This window comes from Brevibacillus sp. SKDU10 (genome assembly GCF_001645205.1).
GTDB classification, from domain to species: domain Bacteria; phylum Bacillota; class Bacilli; order Brevibacillales; family Brevibacillaceae; genus Brevibacillus_B; species Brevibacillus_B halotolerans.
In genome coordinates, this window is the sequence record NZ_LSSO01000068.1 from 17,067 (window position 1) to 32,786 (window position 15,720).

Sequence of the window (15,720 nt, forward strand, 5' to 3'; positions counted from 1 at the left end):
TACTGGTAAGCAATAAGGTCCAATTCGTATTTTTGATGATACGGCTAAAAGACTAGAGCTAACTAGACCATGAGCTGGGGGAGAGTTTCAAGCAACCACTCTCTTGTCATGGCATCTGCATAATTCCATCTCTCTGCTTCTGCCAGATATACGTATCCATTGCGAACTGCCGGGAGGCTTTTCCATAAAGAGGTGTCCATTAATGTATCGGTAGCTTGTTTAGACTCCAAATTAGTGGATAAAAGCATGAAAATCCGATCACCAGCATATTGTGGCAAGTCTTTCTCCGAGATTTCCTTAAAACCTGAACCTGAATCCAGAATTTCTTGTATTTTGGGTACTGGTTGAAAGCCTAGCGGATGATAAAGTGCTGATGAAAGACCCGTAGTCCCCATGACATACAAATGCTTGCCATGTTCATAGAGAAAGACGGAGGCGGTTTCTCCGGGGGTTATTTTTGAACGTAGCTGCTGCCACATGCTAGTAGCTTTTGTATCATACCAGTCTAACCATTTTTGTGCCTCTTTTTTCTTATCTAAAATGTTGCCGAGGGTTTGAATACGTTCAGCAAGCGGCGCAAACGAATTAAAGGTAACCGTAGGGGCAATCCGTGAAATTTTTTTATATTCATTTTCGTCAGCATTAGCGAAAATAATCAAATCCGGCTTGAGAGCCATCGTTTTTTCAGGATTAATAGGCAAGCCGATATCTTGTACTTCAATTCCCCGATCTTTATAGATGGGGTGATCCACTAAAACATAACCTCCACCGACAGCCTTCACGCCTAAAGCTAGCAAATCCCCATATGTTTCGCCATGATAAATGATGCGTTTTGGATGCGGGGGAATTTTAACCTCATGACCTGTCCAGTCCTTAATAGCCTTCCCACGCCGCATCATCAGAGCATACTGCTTCGGAGCAATCCCCGTCATTTGACGAAAGCGGCGGTTGAAATAATACTCATCTGAAAAACCGACTTGGGAAGCAATATCACGCAGGGGGCTGTTGGAATGGATTAATAATTCCTTCGAATGGTTAATGCGTAGCTCGGTTAAAAAGTCTAGCGGTTTCTTCCCCATTAATTCCTGAAAGATCGTTGTGTATTTCCAGGGAGCTACATTAGCTAGCTGGGCAAGCTGTTTAACTGTAATGTTGTACATATAGTTTTGTTTCATATAATGAATCGTGTTTTCTACCGAGAGAGTGGAATGAAACGACTGATTATAATGAAGAGTATGTTCAAACAGAAAGCCTAGCAAGTCCTGAAAATAAAGATGCTGTTTAAACCATTCAAGCTCGGAAGAATGGCCGTTTCCCGCATATAACGCTTCGGCGAGACGATGTAAACGTGAGAATGGGTATACCGCTATTTCCTGTTTGTCAGGCAGAATGTTGCCAGAATAAGAGGTATGCTGGGATTCACCTATTTGAATTACGGTAAACGTAATCTGATAGAATTGAATTTCACTATCGTATCCATTTTCAATCTGAACCTTACTCCCTGGGGGAAGGGAATAGCATTTTTCAGGCAATAATTGAAGGACGTCCGTGCCGATATGTATAGTGCCCTTTCCCTTACTAAAAATGAAAAGGGTATGATAATCAGAGGTTTCCATTTCGGACTTCCATCCTACTGGCTTACTAATCATCTCAATAGCTGAGAGATGAAAAAGCAAGGAACGGAGTGGAACACAAGTAGATGTAAGCTGAGTCATTCAGTTCTCCTCCTCAACGATGAGAATTATTATCAGTTGTGTTTCATTGTATAAAAAGAAAAGAAGCTTTTCAATAATATTTGAAAAGCTTCTTCATGTATTTTATTCACATATTTTTTAAGGGAGAACCACCTTATTTTTTTAGTAGCTTAGGTAATTTTTCTACCAGCCATTCTCTTGTTAAAGCATCACTACCAGATTTCACGATGTCAAGGGAATAGACATGCCCCTGTTTTACGGCAGGTAGCTCCTTCCACATTGCTGATTGTAGTAAATCATCTGTAGATCTTTTTGCTTCATCAGCGATAGGAGTGAGGATAAAAATCCGATCACCGGCATATTTCGGCAGAAGCTCCATAGAAATTTCTTTAAATCCAGTATTATTGTTCAAAATTTCTTGAATTGGTGCGGTTGGTTTAAAGCCATTTGGCTGGTATAGCACCTGTGAAAGCCCTGTACTTGCCATAACAAATAACCGATTGCCGGGATAATAGGTGAACACAGAAGCAGTCTCGTCATTTCCTAACCCATTTTTGTGCAGCTCATCCCACATTTTATCAGCTTTGGCATGGTAATCAGCCAGCCATTCTTTTGCTTGCTGCTCTTTCCCAACGATACTGCCTAATAAAGTGATACGCTCGTCTAACGGTGCAAAGGTATCGAACATAACTGTAGGCGCGATTTTAGAAAGCTGTGCGTATTCCTTCTCGTCTGTACTCGCGAGAATAATTAAGTCTGGTTCAAGACCCAACGCTTTTTCAAGATTGATCGGAAATCCGACATCTACAGTATGTTGTTTGACTTTATCTTCATAAACTGTGTCTGAAAAGAATTTGGAGGATGTACCAACAGCATTCATCTGTAGGGCCAATAAATCACTCAATGTTTCTCCATGATAAATAACGCGTTGTGGTTCAACAGGAATATCCACAGAATGCCCCTTATAATCTGTAAATTTTCGAGTAGAAACAGTTGTGCCTCTCGTATCCTGCTTCGTAATATCAGAAGAGGTAGGTGGTGTATTTGTTTGATTGATTTGCTTCGAATGTAGCTCTGTACTGCTTTTTTGCGCTTCCGAAGGGCCGCCACACCCCGCTGCAACAGCTCCAATCATTGCAATCATACAAAAATTTACGATATTTTTTCGGACTTGAATCATGATATACGTTCCTCCAGCATACTTACATGTTATTTCGAAAGTAATGATTATCATTATCATCTACTAAAAGAATAATAAAGGATGATTTATAGTAACTCAATGGACAAACCTAAGATGCCTATTTTATTTTGTGCAAAAGTGAGAAGGGGAGGAGTGTATTTACAGCATCTTCAAACAGTTTTGAGGATCAAAATATGTAGAAAAAATATTATTGCGATGATAAAATCTTATTATCTTTTTTAACGCTAACAATGATGGAAAACGGAGAAATACAGCATGCAGAATACAGCAGTTCTACAGATGTATGTTCCACTTGTCTCCTTTATCGCCTCCATTCTTGGCAAGCATTCAGAGGTAGTTTTACATGACTTGTCTCAGCAGGAAACCTCTATTATCGCGATTGAGAATGGGCATATTAGTGGAAGAAAAGTAGGAGACGCACCGACGAATCTGGTGCTACAGGTACTACAGGATAAGACCTATTTAAAAAAGGAATTTATTGCAAACTATAAGGCATACGGTAAAAATGGGAAGGTTTTTCGCTCATGGAGCTATTTTATTAAGAATCAAGCAAATGAGCTAATCGGTGTGCTGTGTGTCAATTCGGATGTGGAACATTTTGAAAAAGCAAAAGAGTGGATCGATAGCTTTTTACACATCGGGGAGCATCCGCAAGAGGTAGGGCATACAGGACGCAGAGATGTAGAACACCTGCCGGAGCACCTGCATGGTCAGGCGGAGGATGTACTTGCTAGCATGATCCACCATACGATGATGGATCTGCCAACACCACCGGAGCGGATGACGGTGCAGGAGAAAATGGAGATTGTGAAAAAATTGTACCATCAGGGTGCTTTTCAGTTAAAAGGCGGGGTACATGCGATTTCCAAGCAATTAAAATCCTCAGAACCAACTATTTACCGGTACTTGCAAAAAATCAAGGAAGAAGAGAAGGATTTATTTTAACGAAAAGGAAGACGGCTATGAGAGATATGAGCAAAAAGATTGTACAGCTATTAGAAAAAGAATTGGTTATTGCTCTTGGGTGTACGGAGCCTGTAGCTATTGCTTGGGCAGCCTCTGTCGCCAAAAGTTATCTGGAAGCCGCCATTACCTCTATTGATGTAACAATTAGTGCGAATGTGATGAAAAATGCTATGGCAGTGGGAATACCTGGCATGCAACAAACCGGGATCGATTTTGTGGCTGCATTGGGGGCTTTGGCAGGCGATCATGAACGAAAGCTAGAAGTGTTGAAGAATGTAGGACCCGAATTTGAACAACAGGCACTTGAATTCGTTGAAGCTGGCAATGTCACGATTCAGTTAGCAGACACGCCCAAAAAGTTGTATATTGAAGTAACTGTCCGCTCGTCCTCTGATTATGCCAAAGTAATCATAGAAGATATGCATACAGAAATCAGACGGATTGAAGTGAATGGGGCTGCTTTATTTGAAAAGGAATGCGACTACTATCATGAGCAGGGCGGGCAAGAAAAAGATATATGTGAAACCCTGACGCTAGATAGTATCCATCAATTTGTTATGGAAGTGTCTCTTGATGAGTTGACTCTGGTCAAGCAAAGCATTGAGCTAAATCGAGCAATCTGCATGGAGGGACTAAAAAACAACTACGGATTACAGGTAGGTAAAATCCTCAAGGATAATGTTGCCAAAGGATTATTGTCCGATGACTTAATTACGCATGCCATGTCAGTAACAGCCGCAGGTTCAGATGCAAGGATGGCTGGGATTATGTTACCTGTAATGTCCAATTCAGGCAGTGGGAATCAGGGAATTTCCGTAACTATGCCAGTGGTTGCGGTTGCAGATAAATTGGGATCGTCCGATGAACAGATGATTCGAGCCGTTACCTTTAGCCATTTATTAGCTATTTGGATTAAATCAAAATTTGGCAGATTATCTGCGTTATGCGGAGTAACGGTTGCGGGAGCTAGCGCGGCTGCGGCGATTACGTATCTACTCGGTGGTAATCTTAATCAAATTTCTTTTGCCATTCAAAATACGATTGGCAATGTAACAGGTATGCTTTGTGATGGGGCAAAAGCAGGCTGTGCGATGAAAGTGTCTACTTGTACAGGTGCAGCCGTACAATCTGCCTTGTTAGCGTCACAGGGGATCGGGGTGCCTGGAACAAATGGAATTATTGATGATGGCTTAGAAAAAACGATCGACAACTTCTGCCGACTAGGCAATGAAGGCTCAGGTAAAATGGATGAGCTGATGCTAGAGATGATGGTTAAGAAGCAAAAGAAATAAATAGGCCCTATCATGTAATCTAAGGTGGTTAATGTGACAAGATATGGATTACATGATAGGTTTTTTTGTATAGAGATTTCGTTTTGAATGAAATTTAGAGGATGGCCGAGTTGATTCTTACGATTTGATATAGTTCTTCAAGCTTTTGGATTTGATAAGTTGGCACAAATTCAGTATGATTTGGCTTCATGTCGGGATTGAACCAGCATGTGTCAAGCCCGGCTAGCTGTCCGCCTTTTATATCCGCGTTTAAAGAATCCCCGATAAGTAAGCCTTTTTCAACAGAGAAATTAGGAATTTGGGCAAAAACATAATCAAAATATTCTTTCATAGGCTTCTGAAACCCAGTGTCCTCCGAAACATAAATACCCTTAAATAGTGGATATAATCCGCTATCACGTAAGCGTCTATACTGAGTCTTGGAAACACCATTTGTAACAATATATAAGTCATAATGCTTGTGAAGCTTTGTTATCAATTCAAAGGCCCCATTAATAAGCTGGTGTCCCTCTTCTAAGTAGCTGCGATAGCTCTTCTCCAATAAGAGTCCATCCACCTCTTGATCATATTCCTTGAATAGAATGGAAAAGCGTGTGTTTATGACCTCGTCTCGACCTATTTTCCCTTCCTCAAAGGCTCTCCATAGACCCTGATTTATGTGCTGATAATGTGCTTCGATCTCAGGCGTTAAAAGAAGGTTTTGATCCTTAAAAAGTAATTGTAGGGCTGAGCGTTCTGCTGCACCAAAGTCTAAGAGTGTATCATCTACATCAAATAATAGGGTTTGATAATTTTTCAAAAAATTTCCCCTCGTTTTCTTATTGATTATTTTTTAGTATAGCACTTTTTATTTCAGTATTTAAAAAATCATCTTACCAGATAGAGGGCTGAACAAAGAAATACATGGATGCACTCAACCTTAGGTGGCAATGCTAGCTGTTAGAATCCCTTTGAGCCTAGATAAAGAACCTATAACACACAAAAGGAGAACCGCGGATGAAAATTATCATTATTGGTGGAGTTGCAGCCGGTATGAGTGCAGCAGCGAAAGCAAAGCGAATCCATTCAGATGCAGAGATTGTAGTCTATGAAATGACCGAAGAGGTATCGTTTGGCGCATGTGGTTTACCCTATTTTGTAGGAAATTTTTTTGAGAACCCCAATCAAATGATTGCCCGTACAAAGGAGAAATTTGCCGATTCGGGAATTATAGTGCATACGAAGCATCAGGTGATGGCACTACATCCACAGTCGAAAACCATCCGAGTGAAGTCTTTAAAAACGGGCCAGGAGTTTGATGATCAATATGACAAGATTATGATTGCTACAGGAGCGTCTGCGGTGATACCACCGTTTGATAACAAAGACCTTGTGAACATTTTCACGCTAAAAAGCATGCAGGATGGTGTAGCTTTAAAAGAAAAGGTCATGAAGCCTGAATACAAGCAAGTAGTGATCATCGGCGGGGGTTATATTGGAATGGAGGTCGTGGAAGCTATGCTGCATATAGGGAAAGAGGTGAGGTTGTTTCAAGCAGATAGCCGAGTTCTTCCTGAAACATTTGATGAAGAAATCACCGATATCATGACTGATGAAATTCTTCGTAAAGGTGTACTTTTACATACAAAGGAACGTGTGCAGGGGTTTGTCGGAGAAATAGAGGTAGAGGGTGTTATAACGGATCAAGGTCAATATCCGGCTGATCTTGTCGTGATAGCCACTGGTGTGCGTCCGAACACGGAGTTTCTTACAGATACAGGAATTAGGATGCTGGAAAATGGCGCGCTTGTCATTAATGGGCATGGAGAGACTTCTCTTCCAGACGTTTATGCCGCTGGGGATTGTGCAACGGTCTATCATTTGGTCAAAAAACAAGAAGTCTACATTCCGTTAGCTACCACAGCTAATAAGCTAGGGCGGATTGTAGGCGAAAATCTAGTGGGTCTCAACAGTCATTTTCCCGGAACATTAGGCTCTGCCTGCATAAAGGTACTAGATTTGGAAGCGGGGCGTACAGGACTTTCAGAAAAGGAGGCAAAGGAGCTAGGGCTCTCCTATAACACAATCCTGATTCGTGACAAAAATCAGACCAATTATTACCCTGGTCAGGTAGACATTCATGTTAAACTGATTTATGATGCAGAGACAAAGGTCATTCTTGGTGGACAAATCGTTGGAAAACAAGGAGCTGTCCTGCGAGTTGATGTGCTTGCAGCCGCTATTTACAACAAGATGACAACAGAAGAGATAGGAATGCTTGATCTATGTTACTCTCCACCGTTTTCACGAACATGGGATGTACTTAATATAGCGGGGAACGTAGCAGAATAAGCAAAGAGAAGAAAATCTAGGGGAGGATCAATTATGAACAGACAAGTTATTCATACCGAAAAAGCACCTCAAGCGATTGGACCGTACTCACAAGCAATTAAAGTAAATGGCATGGTGTATACTTCAGGTCAATTAGGGTTTAAGCCAGGTACGGCAGACCTATTTGAAACAGTGGAAGAGCAGACCCATCAAGCGATGAAAAATTTGCAGGCTATCTTAGAAGAAGCGGGGACAAGCTTAGAGAAGGTGGTAAAAACGACTGTATTTGTTCAGGATTTGAACGACTTTGCTAAAGTGAATGAGGCTTATCATACATATTTCCAACAAGACGCTCCTGCACGTAGCTGCGTACAAGTTGCTGCCTTGCCTAAAGGCGCCCTAGTTGAGATTGAAGCGATTGCAGTCGTTGAGTAAGGATAGTGTGGTAGATTAATGAGGAAAAGCACCTTTGCAGATCTTGAAGCAAGGGTGCTTTTTTAGCATTACATCTTGCTTACAGGTTTAACATTCGATATGATAGGTTTACAGAGAAGGAACGTTTGTTCGTGATGGTAATAAGGAGGAAAAGCAGATGAATAGATGCGGTTGGGTAAATCAAGACCCCTTGTATATTGATTATCATGACAAAGAATGGGGCGTCCCAGTCTATGATGATCGGTTACTCTTTGAATATTTAAATTTGGAAGGGGCTCAGGCAGGACTTAGCTGGTACACCATTTTAAAAAAGAGAGAGAATTATCGTCTAGCCTTTGACCAATTCGAGCCATCAAAAATTATTGCCTACGATGACAAGAAAATAGCAGAACTAATGAATAATGAAGGGATTGTAAGAAATAAGCTTAAAATACAAGCTGTTATTACCAATGCCAAGGCTTATTTTGATGTTGTAAATGAATTTGGATCGTTTAGCACATACATATGGTCATTTGTAGACGGAAATCCTATCCAAAACCCTCCTTCTAGTCTGCAAGACGTTCCGGTAACCACAGAAATTAGTGACAGGCTAAGTAAGGATTTGAAGAAGCGTGGGTTTAAGTTTGTAGGCTCTACAATCTGTTATGCCTTTATGCAGGCTGTTGGAATGGTAAATGATCACGTTGTAGACTGTCATTGCTATCGTAAGCAAGTGGCCAGAGAAAAATGAAAGCCATGCTTCCTGTTAGAATGGATAATCACATATCCATTTAGTAACAGATACAACTATTTAGTGAAAATTCGATCAAATCGTTTTCTGATAAGTGATTCTCTTTTACAATGAAAGAAGAGCGGGGGACTTGCATATGGTGAATAGAGAAGAGGTCGTGGGAGCAGGTGTAATGGGGTACGGCATTGTGCTACTACATACATGATAGTGCGGAAAAACTAGCAACTCATTTGATCTGGATGAAAATATGCTCCAAAAGGCAATTCATCTGCTAGAGACAGCATGAATCTGGATAAAGACTTTCAAGATCAAGAGTAAGAACATCAGCGAAATGGGGGAGGCAGGATGGCTACTTCAATCCAAAAAGGGATGTTTATGTATGCATGGACGGTTTATGAAATCGGCACAGAGCGCATCTTATCTGATATGCAAAGAATAGGATGCGATACGGTGGTATTAAATAGCAGCTACCATCAGGGACGGTTTTTTCAATCCCAAACAGAGCAGTTTCTACAAGTGCCACATGCAGGGGTATTTTTTAGGCCCGATCCGACACGCTATGGTCGAATACAGCCAGTCGTACATCGCTCGTTAGCGAAGGAGGAGTTGTTTCCACGAATGAGAGAAGCCTGTCGGAAGCAAAATATGCACTTTCATACCTGGTGGGTAGGGGTGCATAATTCTGCAATAGGTACCCAATTTCCTGAATTATGTGTACAAAATGTATGGAGGGATAGATTTACATACAGCTTATGTCCAGCTCAGCCAGACGTAAAGGAATATATAGAGGCTCTATTTGAGGATACGTTAATTCAGGTTCAACCAGATCGGATTACGGTAGAAGCAGCTTCTTTTATGATGATGAAGCATGGCGGCCATCATGAGATAAATTTGTTGCATGTAGGTGAAGCGGTTCAATGGTTACTTTCGCTTTGCTTCTGTCCTGCATGTAAACGAATTGCGACGGAGAGAGGCATTGATGGAGATGCTGTACAAGAATTGTCCAAACGCTTGCTACAACCGATGTTATCCAAAGATTACGGACCGCTCCCAGAAGAAGGTAGCCAAATTGCTTATTTGATGCTCTCTTATCCTGAATTGTATGCCTATCAACAATCACGAGAACAAATCACTACAGACCTGATTGCTAGCTTGCATGAAATCGCAGGACGTTATCAGGTAAAAATAGATTACATTCCATCCTCGACACCGTTCTCTGTAAACCAGTCATTTTTAGAAGGAGTGTCGTTACGTAATATTGCCCCTTATGTCGATCGTTTTGTTCCTTTAATGTATGGTGACCAGACTGACTCCCTGCGATACGGAGTTCAAAATCTACAACTACATGATCCCAAACAGGAGATTGGTGTTGCGCTTTCTCTGCACCATCAGCGAACGAAAACAAAGGGAGCTTTGATAGAGAAAGTAAAAGCTGCGGTAGAAGAGGGAGCAAATTGTTTATATTATTATAATTATAGCCTAGCAAATGAAAGGCGCTTGGCTTGGGTGCAGGCAGCCAACGAATCTGTTTAGTTAACTTAGATAAGATTAGCTGGATCTATGCCATTTCAGAGGCTTCAGGCTCCTTATAATGAAATGGAGAAGCTTGTGGAAGATTGAACCACAGAAGGCGAGATGTAAAAACCAATGGCAATATGGCTACGAAGGTGATTACAAAACAAAGTAGGACATCTGAAATTCGAATATTCGGTCGTTTTAAGCCTAAAAACAGGTGTGCGGATAGAAAGTTATTTCCTGTTAATATGCATAAAATCTCCTTTTTGGAAAAAAATATATGATATTCTAGCAATTTATTTAGGAGGAGTATCCATGGCGAAACCAGACGATCGTTCCGACAATGTTGCAAAGCTAAAACAAATGATTGAAAACACAAAGCAAAATATTAGTGAGACAAAGGATTACTTGAAAGCACATGGAGACGAAATCTCCAATAAAGAGCGTTCGGATATACAAAATAAAAACGCTCGTCGTGAAAACAGTATCGATTCTTTCAGTTCCGAGATTGAAGACGAGCTGCAATAAGAAGACATATACCTTGTGTAATCGAGTGACCGTTAGTGCCAAGCGTACAGCGGTCTTTTTATATAAAATTCCGTTTAGTTGTATATCATTTCCCTTTCCTTTTTATTTTTAGTATAATAAACTTATTTTCAATCGTTCTTATTGTGAATATCAGTTAAGATGGAAATAGGAAGCTTGTTGGTGCAGAGAGGAGATTTAACATGAAAAAACCTGAAGATACACGTGTCGTTGTCGGGATGTCCGGTGGGGTTGACTCTTCCGTGACCGCTTTGCTTCTCAAAGAACAAGGCTACGACGTAATCGGCATCTTCATGAAGAACTGGGACGATACGGATGAATTTGGTCATTGCACAGCAGAAGAGGATTATCATGATGTCCGCCGTGTATGCGACCAAATCGGTATACCTTACTATACAGTTAATTTTGAGAAGGAATATATGGAGAAGGTATTCTCTTATTTTTTAGATGAATATAAAAGTGGACGAACACCTAATCCAGATGTAATGTGTAACCGAGAAATTAAGTTCGGTGAATTCTTGAACAAGGTCATGGACTTGGGCGCTGACTATGTAGCAACCGGTCACTATGCACGTGTGGAACAACGTGATGGTGAATATAAATTGCTAAGAGGCGTTGACGAAAATAAAGATCAGACCTACTTTTTGAATCAATTGGGTCAGAAGCAATTAGCTAAAACCTTGTTTCCGATTGGTCATTTACCAAAAAAACAAGTGCGTGAAATTGCTGATCGAGCAGGACTTGCTACAGCTAAGAAAAAAGATAGCACAGGCATCTGCTTTATTGGAGAACGTAATTTCCGTGAGTTCCTCCAAAATTATCTGCCTGCAAGACCAGGTAAGATTGAAACTACAGATGGCGAGGTTATCGGTAACCACGATGGCTTAATGTATTACACATTAGGACAACGTCAAGGCCTTGGCATTGGGGGAGGAGCAGGAGAAGGACTACCTTGGTTTGTTGTTGACAAGGATTTAGAGAGAAATGTTCTCATTGTCGGACAAGGCTCAAACCATCCTTGGCTTTACTCATCGCACCTGATCGCTGAACAAGTGAAGTGGGTAAGTGATGAACCAAAAGAAGAAGTATTTACCTGCATGGCTAAATTCCGCTATCGTCAACCGGATCAGCAGGTTACGGTTCGGCGGATAGAAAAAGATACCTACAAGGTCGAATTTGCAGAACCACAAAAAGCAGTAACTCCTGGGCAGGCAGTTGTCTTTTATCAAGGAGAAGAATGTTTGGGCGGCGGTACCATTGATAAGGTATATATAGATGCGAAGGAAGCGGCAAAAGCAAACGCACAAGCTTAGTCGCAAGGAGGAACCGGATGGACAGTACAAAGAAATCGAAACTTCTGATCATCGGATTTTTGGTTGTAAGCGTACTAGCAGTTATTGCGGCATTCCTCGGATTTAGACAAGCAAAAGACGCGAATATGGATACAATCCAGCAGGCGATAGCCCAACGAGACGGGCAGCTTACTTCTGTCACTGTCATACCGCTGGAAAAAAGCCCATTTGACAAAAGTAATAAGGGTAACACGATTTATCAGGTAGAATATCAAAAAGCCAATAAAAGCTATGTTGCCTATTATCGAGCCTTTAATGATCTGTCTATTATTCGTGAACCAGAAGAGTGGATTTATCCAGAGGAGAAGGAATAGGGGCAACTTCTATTTGAAGGTAGCTAAACATAAGAGGATAATCAGAAAAAGCAGGCAAGGAGCACAAACTCCTTCCTGCTTTTTTCTATATAACTATGAAGTCTTGAGCTGTTGTTCTGGGCTATATCAAACTGCTTTCTTAAAAGCAAAAGGGTAGATCAAAATAGCACTAAAGAAAAGTCCTATCCCAAGTAAAAGGGTTTCTAAATCCGCAATACCTGTTTTAATCACCCACATCGAATAGAGCGTTGCTAAAATTCCAATGCAACCATCCAATAACCTAGTTCGTGTTTCACCCGTACGATAGGTTTCCCCCGTATACACCAGCTTCAGTTGAAAGAGGGCAGATACGATATACGGGATCAGATAAGCAAGAGTTGCTACCGTGATGACAAAGGTAAATGCTCCTGCGATCGTATTGGAAATGGTGGAAAAAACAAAGAGCTGTGTGCACAAATTAGTAATCACTAAGGCTTGAGCCGGGCTTCCATGCTGATTCGTTTTTTCAAAGATTTTAGGAAACATCCCTGCTTGTGCCGCTTGATAGGATACCTCCGAACCTACTAAAATCCAGCCAATCGTTGTCCCAACTAGGGAAAAAATCGCTAGAAGTGCTAAGACAATGCCCCCAGCAGGTCCCATAATAGCAACGAGTGCATCTGCTAGCGGTTTATCTGAATGACGCAGTGCTTCGACAGGGAGCACACCCATTGTCAGTAATGTAATTAAAACATAGATACAGACAACAATTACTAATCCAAGAATCGTAGCTATTTTTACATCTCGCTGGGAGCGAGCTCGTGATGATAAAATGGAGGCAGACTCGATTCCTACAAATGCCCATAGCGTTGAAATAGCCGCTAGATTAACTTGTTCAAGCAATCCATGCTCTACTGTAGAACCAGCTTCAGGCATTGGATAATAAAACGACCCCATCATGGACCATTGAAAAATAGAAAGAGCCGCAACCATGAAAAAGACAAATCCGACCACTTTTGTGGCTGTTGCCATGAAGTTAAGTCTACCGGCTACCAGAGTGTTGCGACATAAAATGAAATGCGTTCCCCATAGGTAAATCGTACAGACTAAAAAGGTGATAAGTTTCCCTGTCTCAACCGGAAAAGAGCCAATTTGAAATAAAACACTAGTTTGTTTCATGATAGGGAAAAAGGTGGAAAGATATCCGGCAAATGTTGTGATAATCGCTACATTTCCTGACCAATTCGCCACCCAGTAACCCCAAGCAATTGTAAAACCGAATACTTTCCCCCGTCTTGGATTTCGAAATAAGGCAGAGGCATAACTCTGTGGACCTGCAGTCAGATCAGGTCGGCGAATTGCTAAATTACCAAAGACGAGCCCAATTAATAAGACTCCAAACCCGGTAAGCAACCATGCTAAGGTGACTGCCAAGGGGCTAGCTATTCTTGCTAAGGCACCTGGTAGCATAAAGATTCCTGAGCCTACCATGTTACCTACCACAATGGCGGTTAGCATCCAAGCTCCCCATTTTTTTGTTGTCATTGATGTTCCCTCCATGTTGCAAAAAAGACGAACAAATCATAGCAGATGATTAATATTTATGCAATCAAACAGGATATTTACATATTTGTCTCGGAAAAAGGAATTTTCAGAAAATAAATAGAATTCCTTATTAAATAACAGTTACATCTAAGGGAGGGATTTATCATGTCAACAGATAAGCTAAGAGAACATGGAATGGTTGAGATTCCGCCACTGTATAACTTTGCATCTGAAGTAGAGCGATATGCTCTTCTTCATCCAGAGAAAGCTGCACTTGTGATTGTCTCAGAAGATGAAAAGGAAGAAATTCTTACCTACGAGCAATTACGCATTTATATGAATAAGCTTGTGAACGCTTTCCTAAGCTGTGGAATTGCTCGCTATGATAAAGTGCTTGTGTTAGTGCCGCGTGGAATAGAAGCATATGGGATTTATTTAGCGCTGATAAAAATGGGTGCTGTCGTGATACCCGGCTCTGAAATGCTAAGGGGGAAGGATATTGCGTATCGTGCTAACCATGCAGAGGCAAAAGCCATTATTGCTACAAAGGAACTGCTTTCTGAAATTGATGATATTCGAGATGAATGTGAATCACTAACTTGTTTTATTTCAGTTGGGGAGCATAGGAAGGGATGGCAGGAGTTAACTGATATCCTAGTCGGTGTATCAGACGAAGCTGAGAGCGTAGCGACAGGATCGAATGAGCTTGCCTTCCTATCTTACACATCAGGTACGACTGGTGGGCCTAAAGGTGTTATGCATGTTCACGGTTGGCCGTTTGCTCATTTAGCTGTTGCAGCCACATATTGGCTTGACGTTCAAGAAAATGATCTGGTATGGGCCACAGCAAGCCCTGGATGGGCAAAATGGATATGGAGTCCTTTTGTATCTACTTTAGGCAAGGGTGCAACTGCGTTTGTCTATAAAGGGAAATTTAGACCTGATACCTATTTATCCCTGTTACAAAAATATCCCATTTCCGTTATGTGTGCCACTCCAACGGAATACAGACTGATAGCGAAAATGCCCGATTTGGCGAATTATAAAATGAACGCTTTGCGCTCGGCTTGTTCAGCCGGAGAGCCTTTAAATCGTGAAGTGATTGATATGTTTCGCAGGACTTTCAACCTGACTGTACGAGACGGATACGGGCAAACGGAAAATACTTTGCTGGTAGGTACATTTATTGGTATGGAACCACGTCCAGGCTCGATGGGACGACCTTCTCCAGCGGTGCGAATCGCGATTATTGATGAGGAAGGCAATGAATTGGAAACAGGAAAAGTAGGTGATATTGCAGTCGATCGCAAAATGATTGCTTTATGTAAAGGGTATTTGAATGATTCCATACGGACACAGCGAGCGTTTCGGGGTCACTGGTATGTAACGGGGGATCAAGGTCGTCAGGACGAGGATGGCTATATTTGGTTTGAGGGGCGTTCTGATGACATCATTATTTCGTCTGGCTATACGATTGGACCGTTTGAGGTAGAGGATGCGTTAGTAAAGCATGAAGCAGTTGCAGAATGCGCAGCCGTAGCTAGTCCAGATCCTGATCGCGGACAGGTTGTAAAAGCCTTTATTGTATTAAAACAAGGGGTGGAAGCGTCTGATGAATTGATTACACAATTGCAGGAGCATGTAAAAAGCTTGACAGCCCCATATAAATATCCACGCAAAATTCAGTTTGTCAGCGAGTTGCCCAAAACTACTTCCGGTAAAATCAGAAGGCTAGAGCTACGTCAAAATGAAAGGTCGTCAGAGAGAACAAATTAATACAGTAAATATGTAAAAAGACGCCATTAATGTGGCGTCTTTTTACTTCGCTGTAAATCAGCATA

At 41.4% G+C, this 15,720-nt stretch carries 14 protein-coding genes; 10 read left to right on the forward strand and 4 right to left on the reverse strand.

Annotated features, from left to right (window positions below):
• Nucleotides 1-62 precede the first annotated feature (62 nt).
• Entirely contained in the window at nt 63-1,715 is a 1,653-nt protein-coding gene (locus AYJ08_RS04675; protein WP_064016781.1) for an ABC transporter substrate-binding protein, read from the reverse strand.
• A gap of 133 nt (nt 1,716-1,848) precedes the next feature.
• Complete coding sequence (locus AYJ08_RS04680) at nt 1,849-2,874, reverse strand: ABC transporter substrate-binding protein (protein ID WP_064016782.1); 1,026 nt, start codon at nt 2,872-2,874, stop codon at nt 1,849-1,851.
• A gap of 276 nt (nt 2,875-3,150) precedes the next feature.
• On the opposite strand from AYJ08_RS04680, the gene AYJ08_RS04685 reads away from it, so the two are divergent.
• Complete coding sequence (locus AYJ08_RS04685; protein ID WP_064016783.1) at nt 3,151-3,840, forward strand: helix-turn-helix transcriptional regulator; 690 nt, start codon at nt 3,151-3,153, stop codon at nt 3,838-3,840.
• Between the two features lie 17 nt (nt 3,841-3,857).
• Nucleotides 3,858-5,153, forward strand: a complete 1,296-nt coding sequence (locus AYJ08_RS04690; RefSeq protein WP_082890863.1) for an L-cysteine desulfidase family protein — start codon at nt 3,858-3,860, stop codon at nt 5,151-5,153.
• A gap of 94 nt (nt 5,154-5,247) precedes the next feature.
• On the opposite strand, the gene AYJ08_RS04695 is transcribed toward AYJ08_RS04690, so the two are convergent.
• Entirely contained in the window at nt 5,248-5,952 is a 705-nt protein-coding gene (locus AYJ08_RS04695) for a YjjG family noncanonical pyrimidine nucleotidase (protein ID WP_064016784.1), read from the reverse strand.
• Between the two features lie 197 nt (nt 5,953-6,149).
• Here AYJ08_RS04695 and AYJ08_RS04700 point away from each other — a divergent pair, with 197 nt between their 5' ends.
• The 7 genes from AYJ08_RS04700 to AYJ08_RS04730 all read left to right on the forward strand — a co-directional run bounded on the left by AYJ08_RS04700 (nt 6,150) and on the right by AYJ08_RS04730 (nt 12,355).
• Nucleotides 6,150-7,484, forward strand: coding sequence for a CoA-disulfide reductase (locus AYJ08_RS04700; protein WP_064016785.1), 1,335 nt, complete (start codon nt 6,150-6,152; stop codon nt 7,482-7,484).
• A gap of 33 nt (nt 7,485-7,517) precedes the next feature.
• The gene (locus AYJ08_RS04705; RefSeq protein WP_022586805.1) at nt 7,518-7,898 is read left to right on the forward strand and encodes a RidA family protein; all 381 of its coding nucleotides are present in this window, start codon (nt 7,518-7,520) and stop codon (nt 7,896-7,898) included.
• Nucleotides 7,899-8,055: 157 nt separating this feature from the next.
• Complete coding sequence (locus AYJ08_RS04710; RefSeq protein ID WP_064016786.1) at nt 8,056-8,628, forward strand: DNA-3-methyladenine glycosylase I; 573 nt, start codon at nt 8,056-8,058, stop codon at nt 8,626-8,628.
• 345 nt (nt 8,629-8,973) lie between these two features.
• Nucleotides 8,974-10,161, forward strand: coding sequence for a hypothetical protein (locus AYJ08_RS04715; protein ID WP_231929004.1), 1,188 nt, complete (start codon nt 8,974-8,976; stop codon nt 10,159-10,161).
• A 297-nt stretch (nt 10,162-10,458) separates the two neighbouring features.
• Nucleotides 10,459-10,671, forward strand: coding sequence for a small acid-soluble spore protein Tlp (gene tlp, locus AYJ08_RS04720; RefSeq protein WP_064016787.1), 213 nt, complete (start codon nt 10,459-10,461; stop codon nt 10,669-10,671).
• Nucleotides 10,672-10,871: 200 nt separating this feature from the next.
• Nucleotides 10,872-12,002 carry a tRNA 2-thiouridine(34) synthase MnmA gene (gene mnmA / locus AYJ08_RS04725; protein WP_064016788.1) on the forward strand — a complete coding sequence of 377 codons (1,131 nt, stop codon included), beginning with the start codon at nt 10,872-10,874 and terminating at the stop codon, nt 12,000-12,002.
• 17 nt (nt 12,003-12,019) lie between these two features.
• Entirely contained in the window at nt 12,020-12,355 is a 336-nt protein-coding gene (locus AYJ08_RS04730) for a hypothetical protein (protein WP_064016789.1), read from the forward strand.
• Nucleotides 12,356-12,481: 126 nt separating this feature from the next.
• Here AYJ08_RS04730 and AYJ08_RS04735 read toward each other — a convergent pair whose 3' ends face one another.
• Nucleotides 12,482-13,879 (reverse strand): amino acid permease, encoded by a 1,398-nt coding sequence (locus tag AYJ08_RS04735; RefSeq protein WP_064016790.1) that lies wholly within the window; start codon nt 13,877-13,879, stop codon nt 12,482-12,484.
• 165 nt (nt 13,880-14,044) lie between these two features.
• Between AYJ08_RS04735 and AYJ08_RS04740 the strand changes: the two genes are divergently transcribed.
• Nucleotides 14,045-15,655 (forward strand): acetate--CoA ligase, encoded by a 1,611-nt coding sequence (locus tag AYJ08_RS04740; RefSeq protein ID WP_064016791.1) that lies wholly within the window; start codon nt 14,045-14,047, stop codon nt 15,653-15,655.
• Nucleotides 15,656-15,720: the final 65 nt, after the last annotated feature.

What these genes read in the sequence shown, in the direction of transcription:
- AYJ08_RS04675 (WP_064016781.1), bottom strand. Translation starts at nt 1,715, where the DNA reads ATGACTCAGCTTACATCTACTTGTGTTCCACTCCGTTCCTTGCTTTTT.
- AYJ08_RS04680 (WP_064016782.1), bottom strand. Translation starts at nt 2,874, where the DNA reads ATGATTCAAGTCCGAAAAAATATCGTAAATTTTTGTATGATTGCAATG.
- AYJ08_RS04685 (WP_064016783.1), top strand. Translation starts at nt 3,151, where the DNA reads ATGCAGAATACAGCAGTTCTACAGATGTATGTTCCACTTGTCTCCTTT.
- AYJ08_RS04690 (WP_082890863.1), top strand. Translation starts at nt 3,858, where the DNA reads ATGAGAGATATGAGCAAAAAGATTGTACAGCTATTAGAAAAAGAATTG.
- AYJ08_RS04700 (WP_064016785.1), top strand. Translation starts at nt 6,150, where the DNA reads ATGAAAATTATCATTATTGGTGGAGTTGCAGCCGGTATGAGTGCAGCA.
- AYJ08_RS04705 (WP_022586805.1), top strand. Translation starts at nt 7,518, where the DNA reads ATGAACAGACAAGTTATTCATACCGAAAAAGCACCTCAAGCGATTGGA.
- AYJ08_RS04710 (WP_064016786.1), top strand. Translation starts at nt 8,056, where the DNA reads ATGAATAGATGCGGTTGGGTAAATCAAGACCCCTTGTATATTGATTAT.
- AYJ08_RS04715 (WP_231929004.1), top strand. Translation starts at nt 8,974, where the DNA reads ATGGCTACTTCAATCCAAAAAGGGATGTTTATGTATGCATGGACGGTT.
- tlp (WP_064016787.1), top strand. Translation starts at nt 10,459, where the DNA reads ATGGCGAAACCAGACGATCGTTCCGACAATGTTGCAAAGCTAAAACAA.
- mnmA (WP_064016788.1), top strand. Translation starts at nt 10,872, where the DNA reads ATGAAAAAACCTGAAGATACACGTGTCGTTGTCGGGATGTCCGGTGGG.
- AYJ08_RS04730 (WP_064016789.1), top strand. Translation starts at nt 12,020, where the DNA reads ATGGACAGTACAAAGAAATCGAAACTTCTGATCATCGGATTTTTGGTT.
- AYJ08_RS04735 (WP_064016790.1), bottom strand. Translation starts at nt 13,879, where the DNA reads ATGACAACAAAAAAATGGGGAGCTTGGATGCTAACCGCCATTGTGGTA.
- AYJ08_RS04740 (WP_064016791.1), top strand. Translation starts at nt 14,045, where the DNA reads ATGTCAACAGATAAGCTAAGAGAACATGGAATGGTTGAGATTCCGCCA.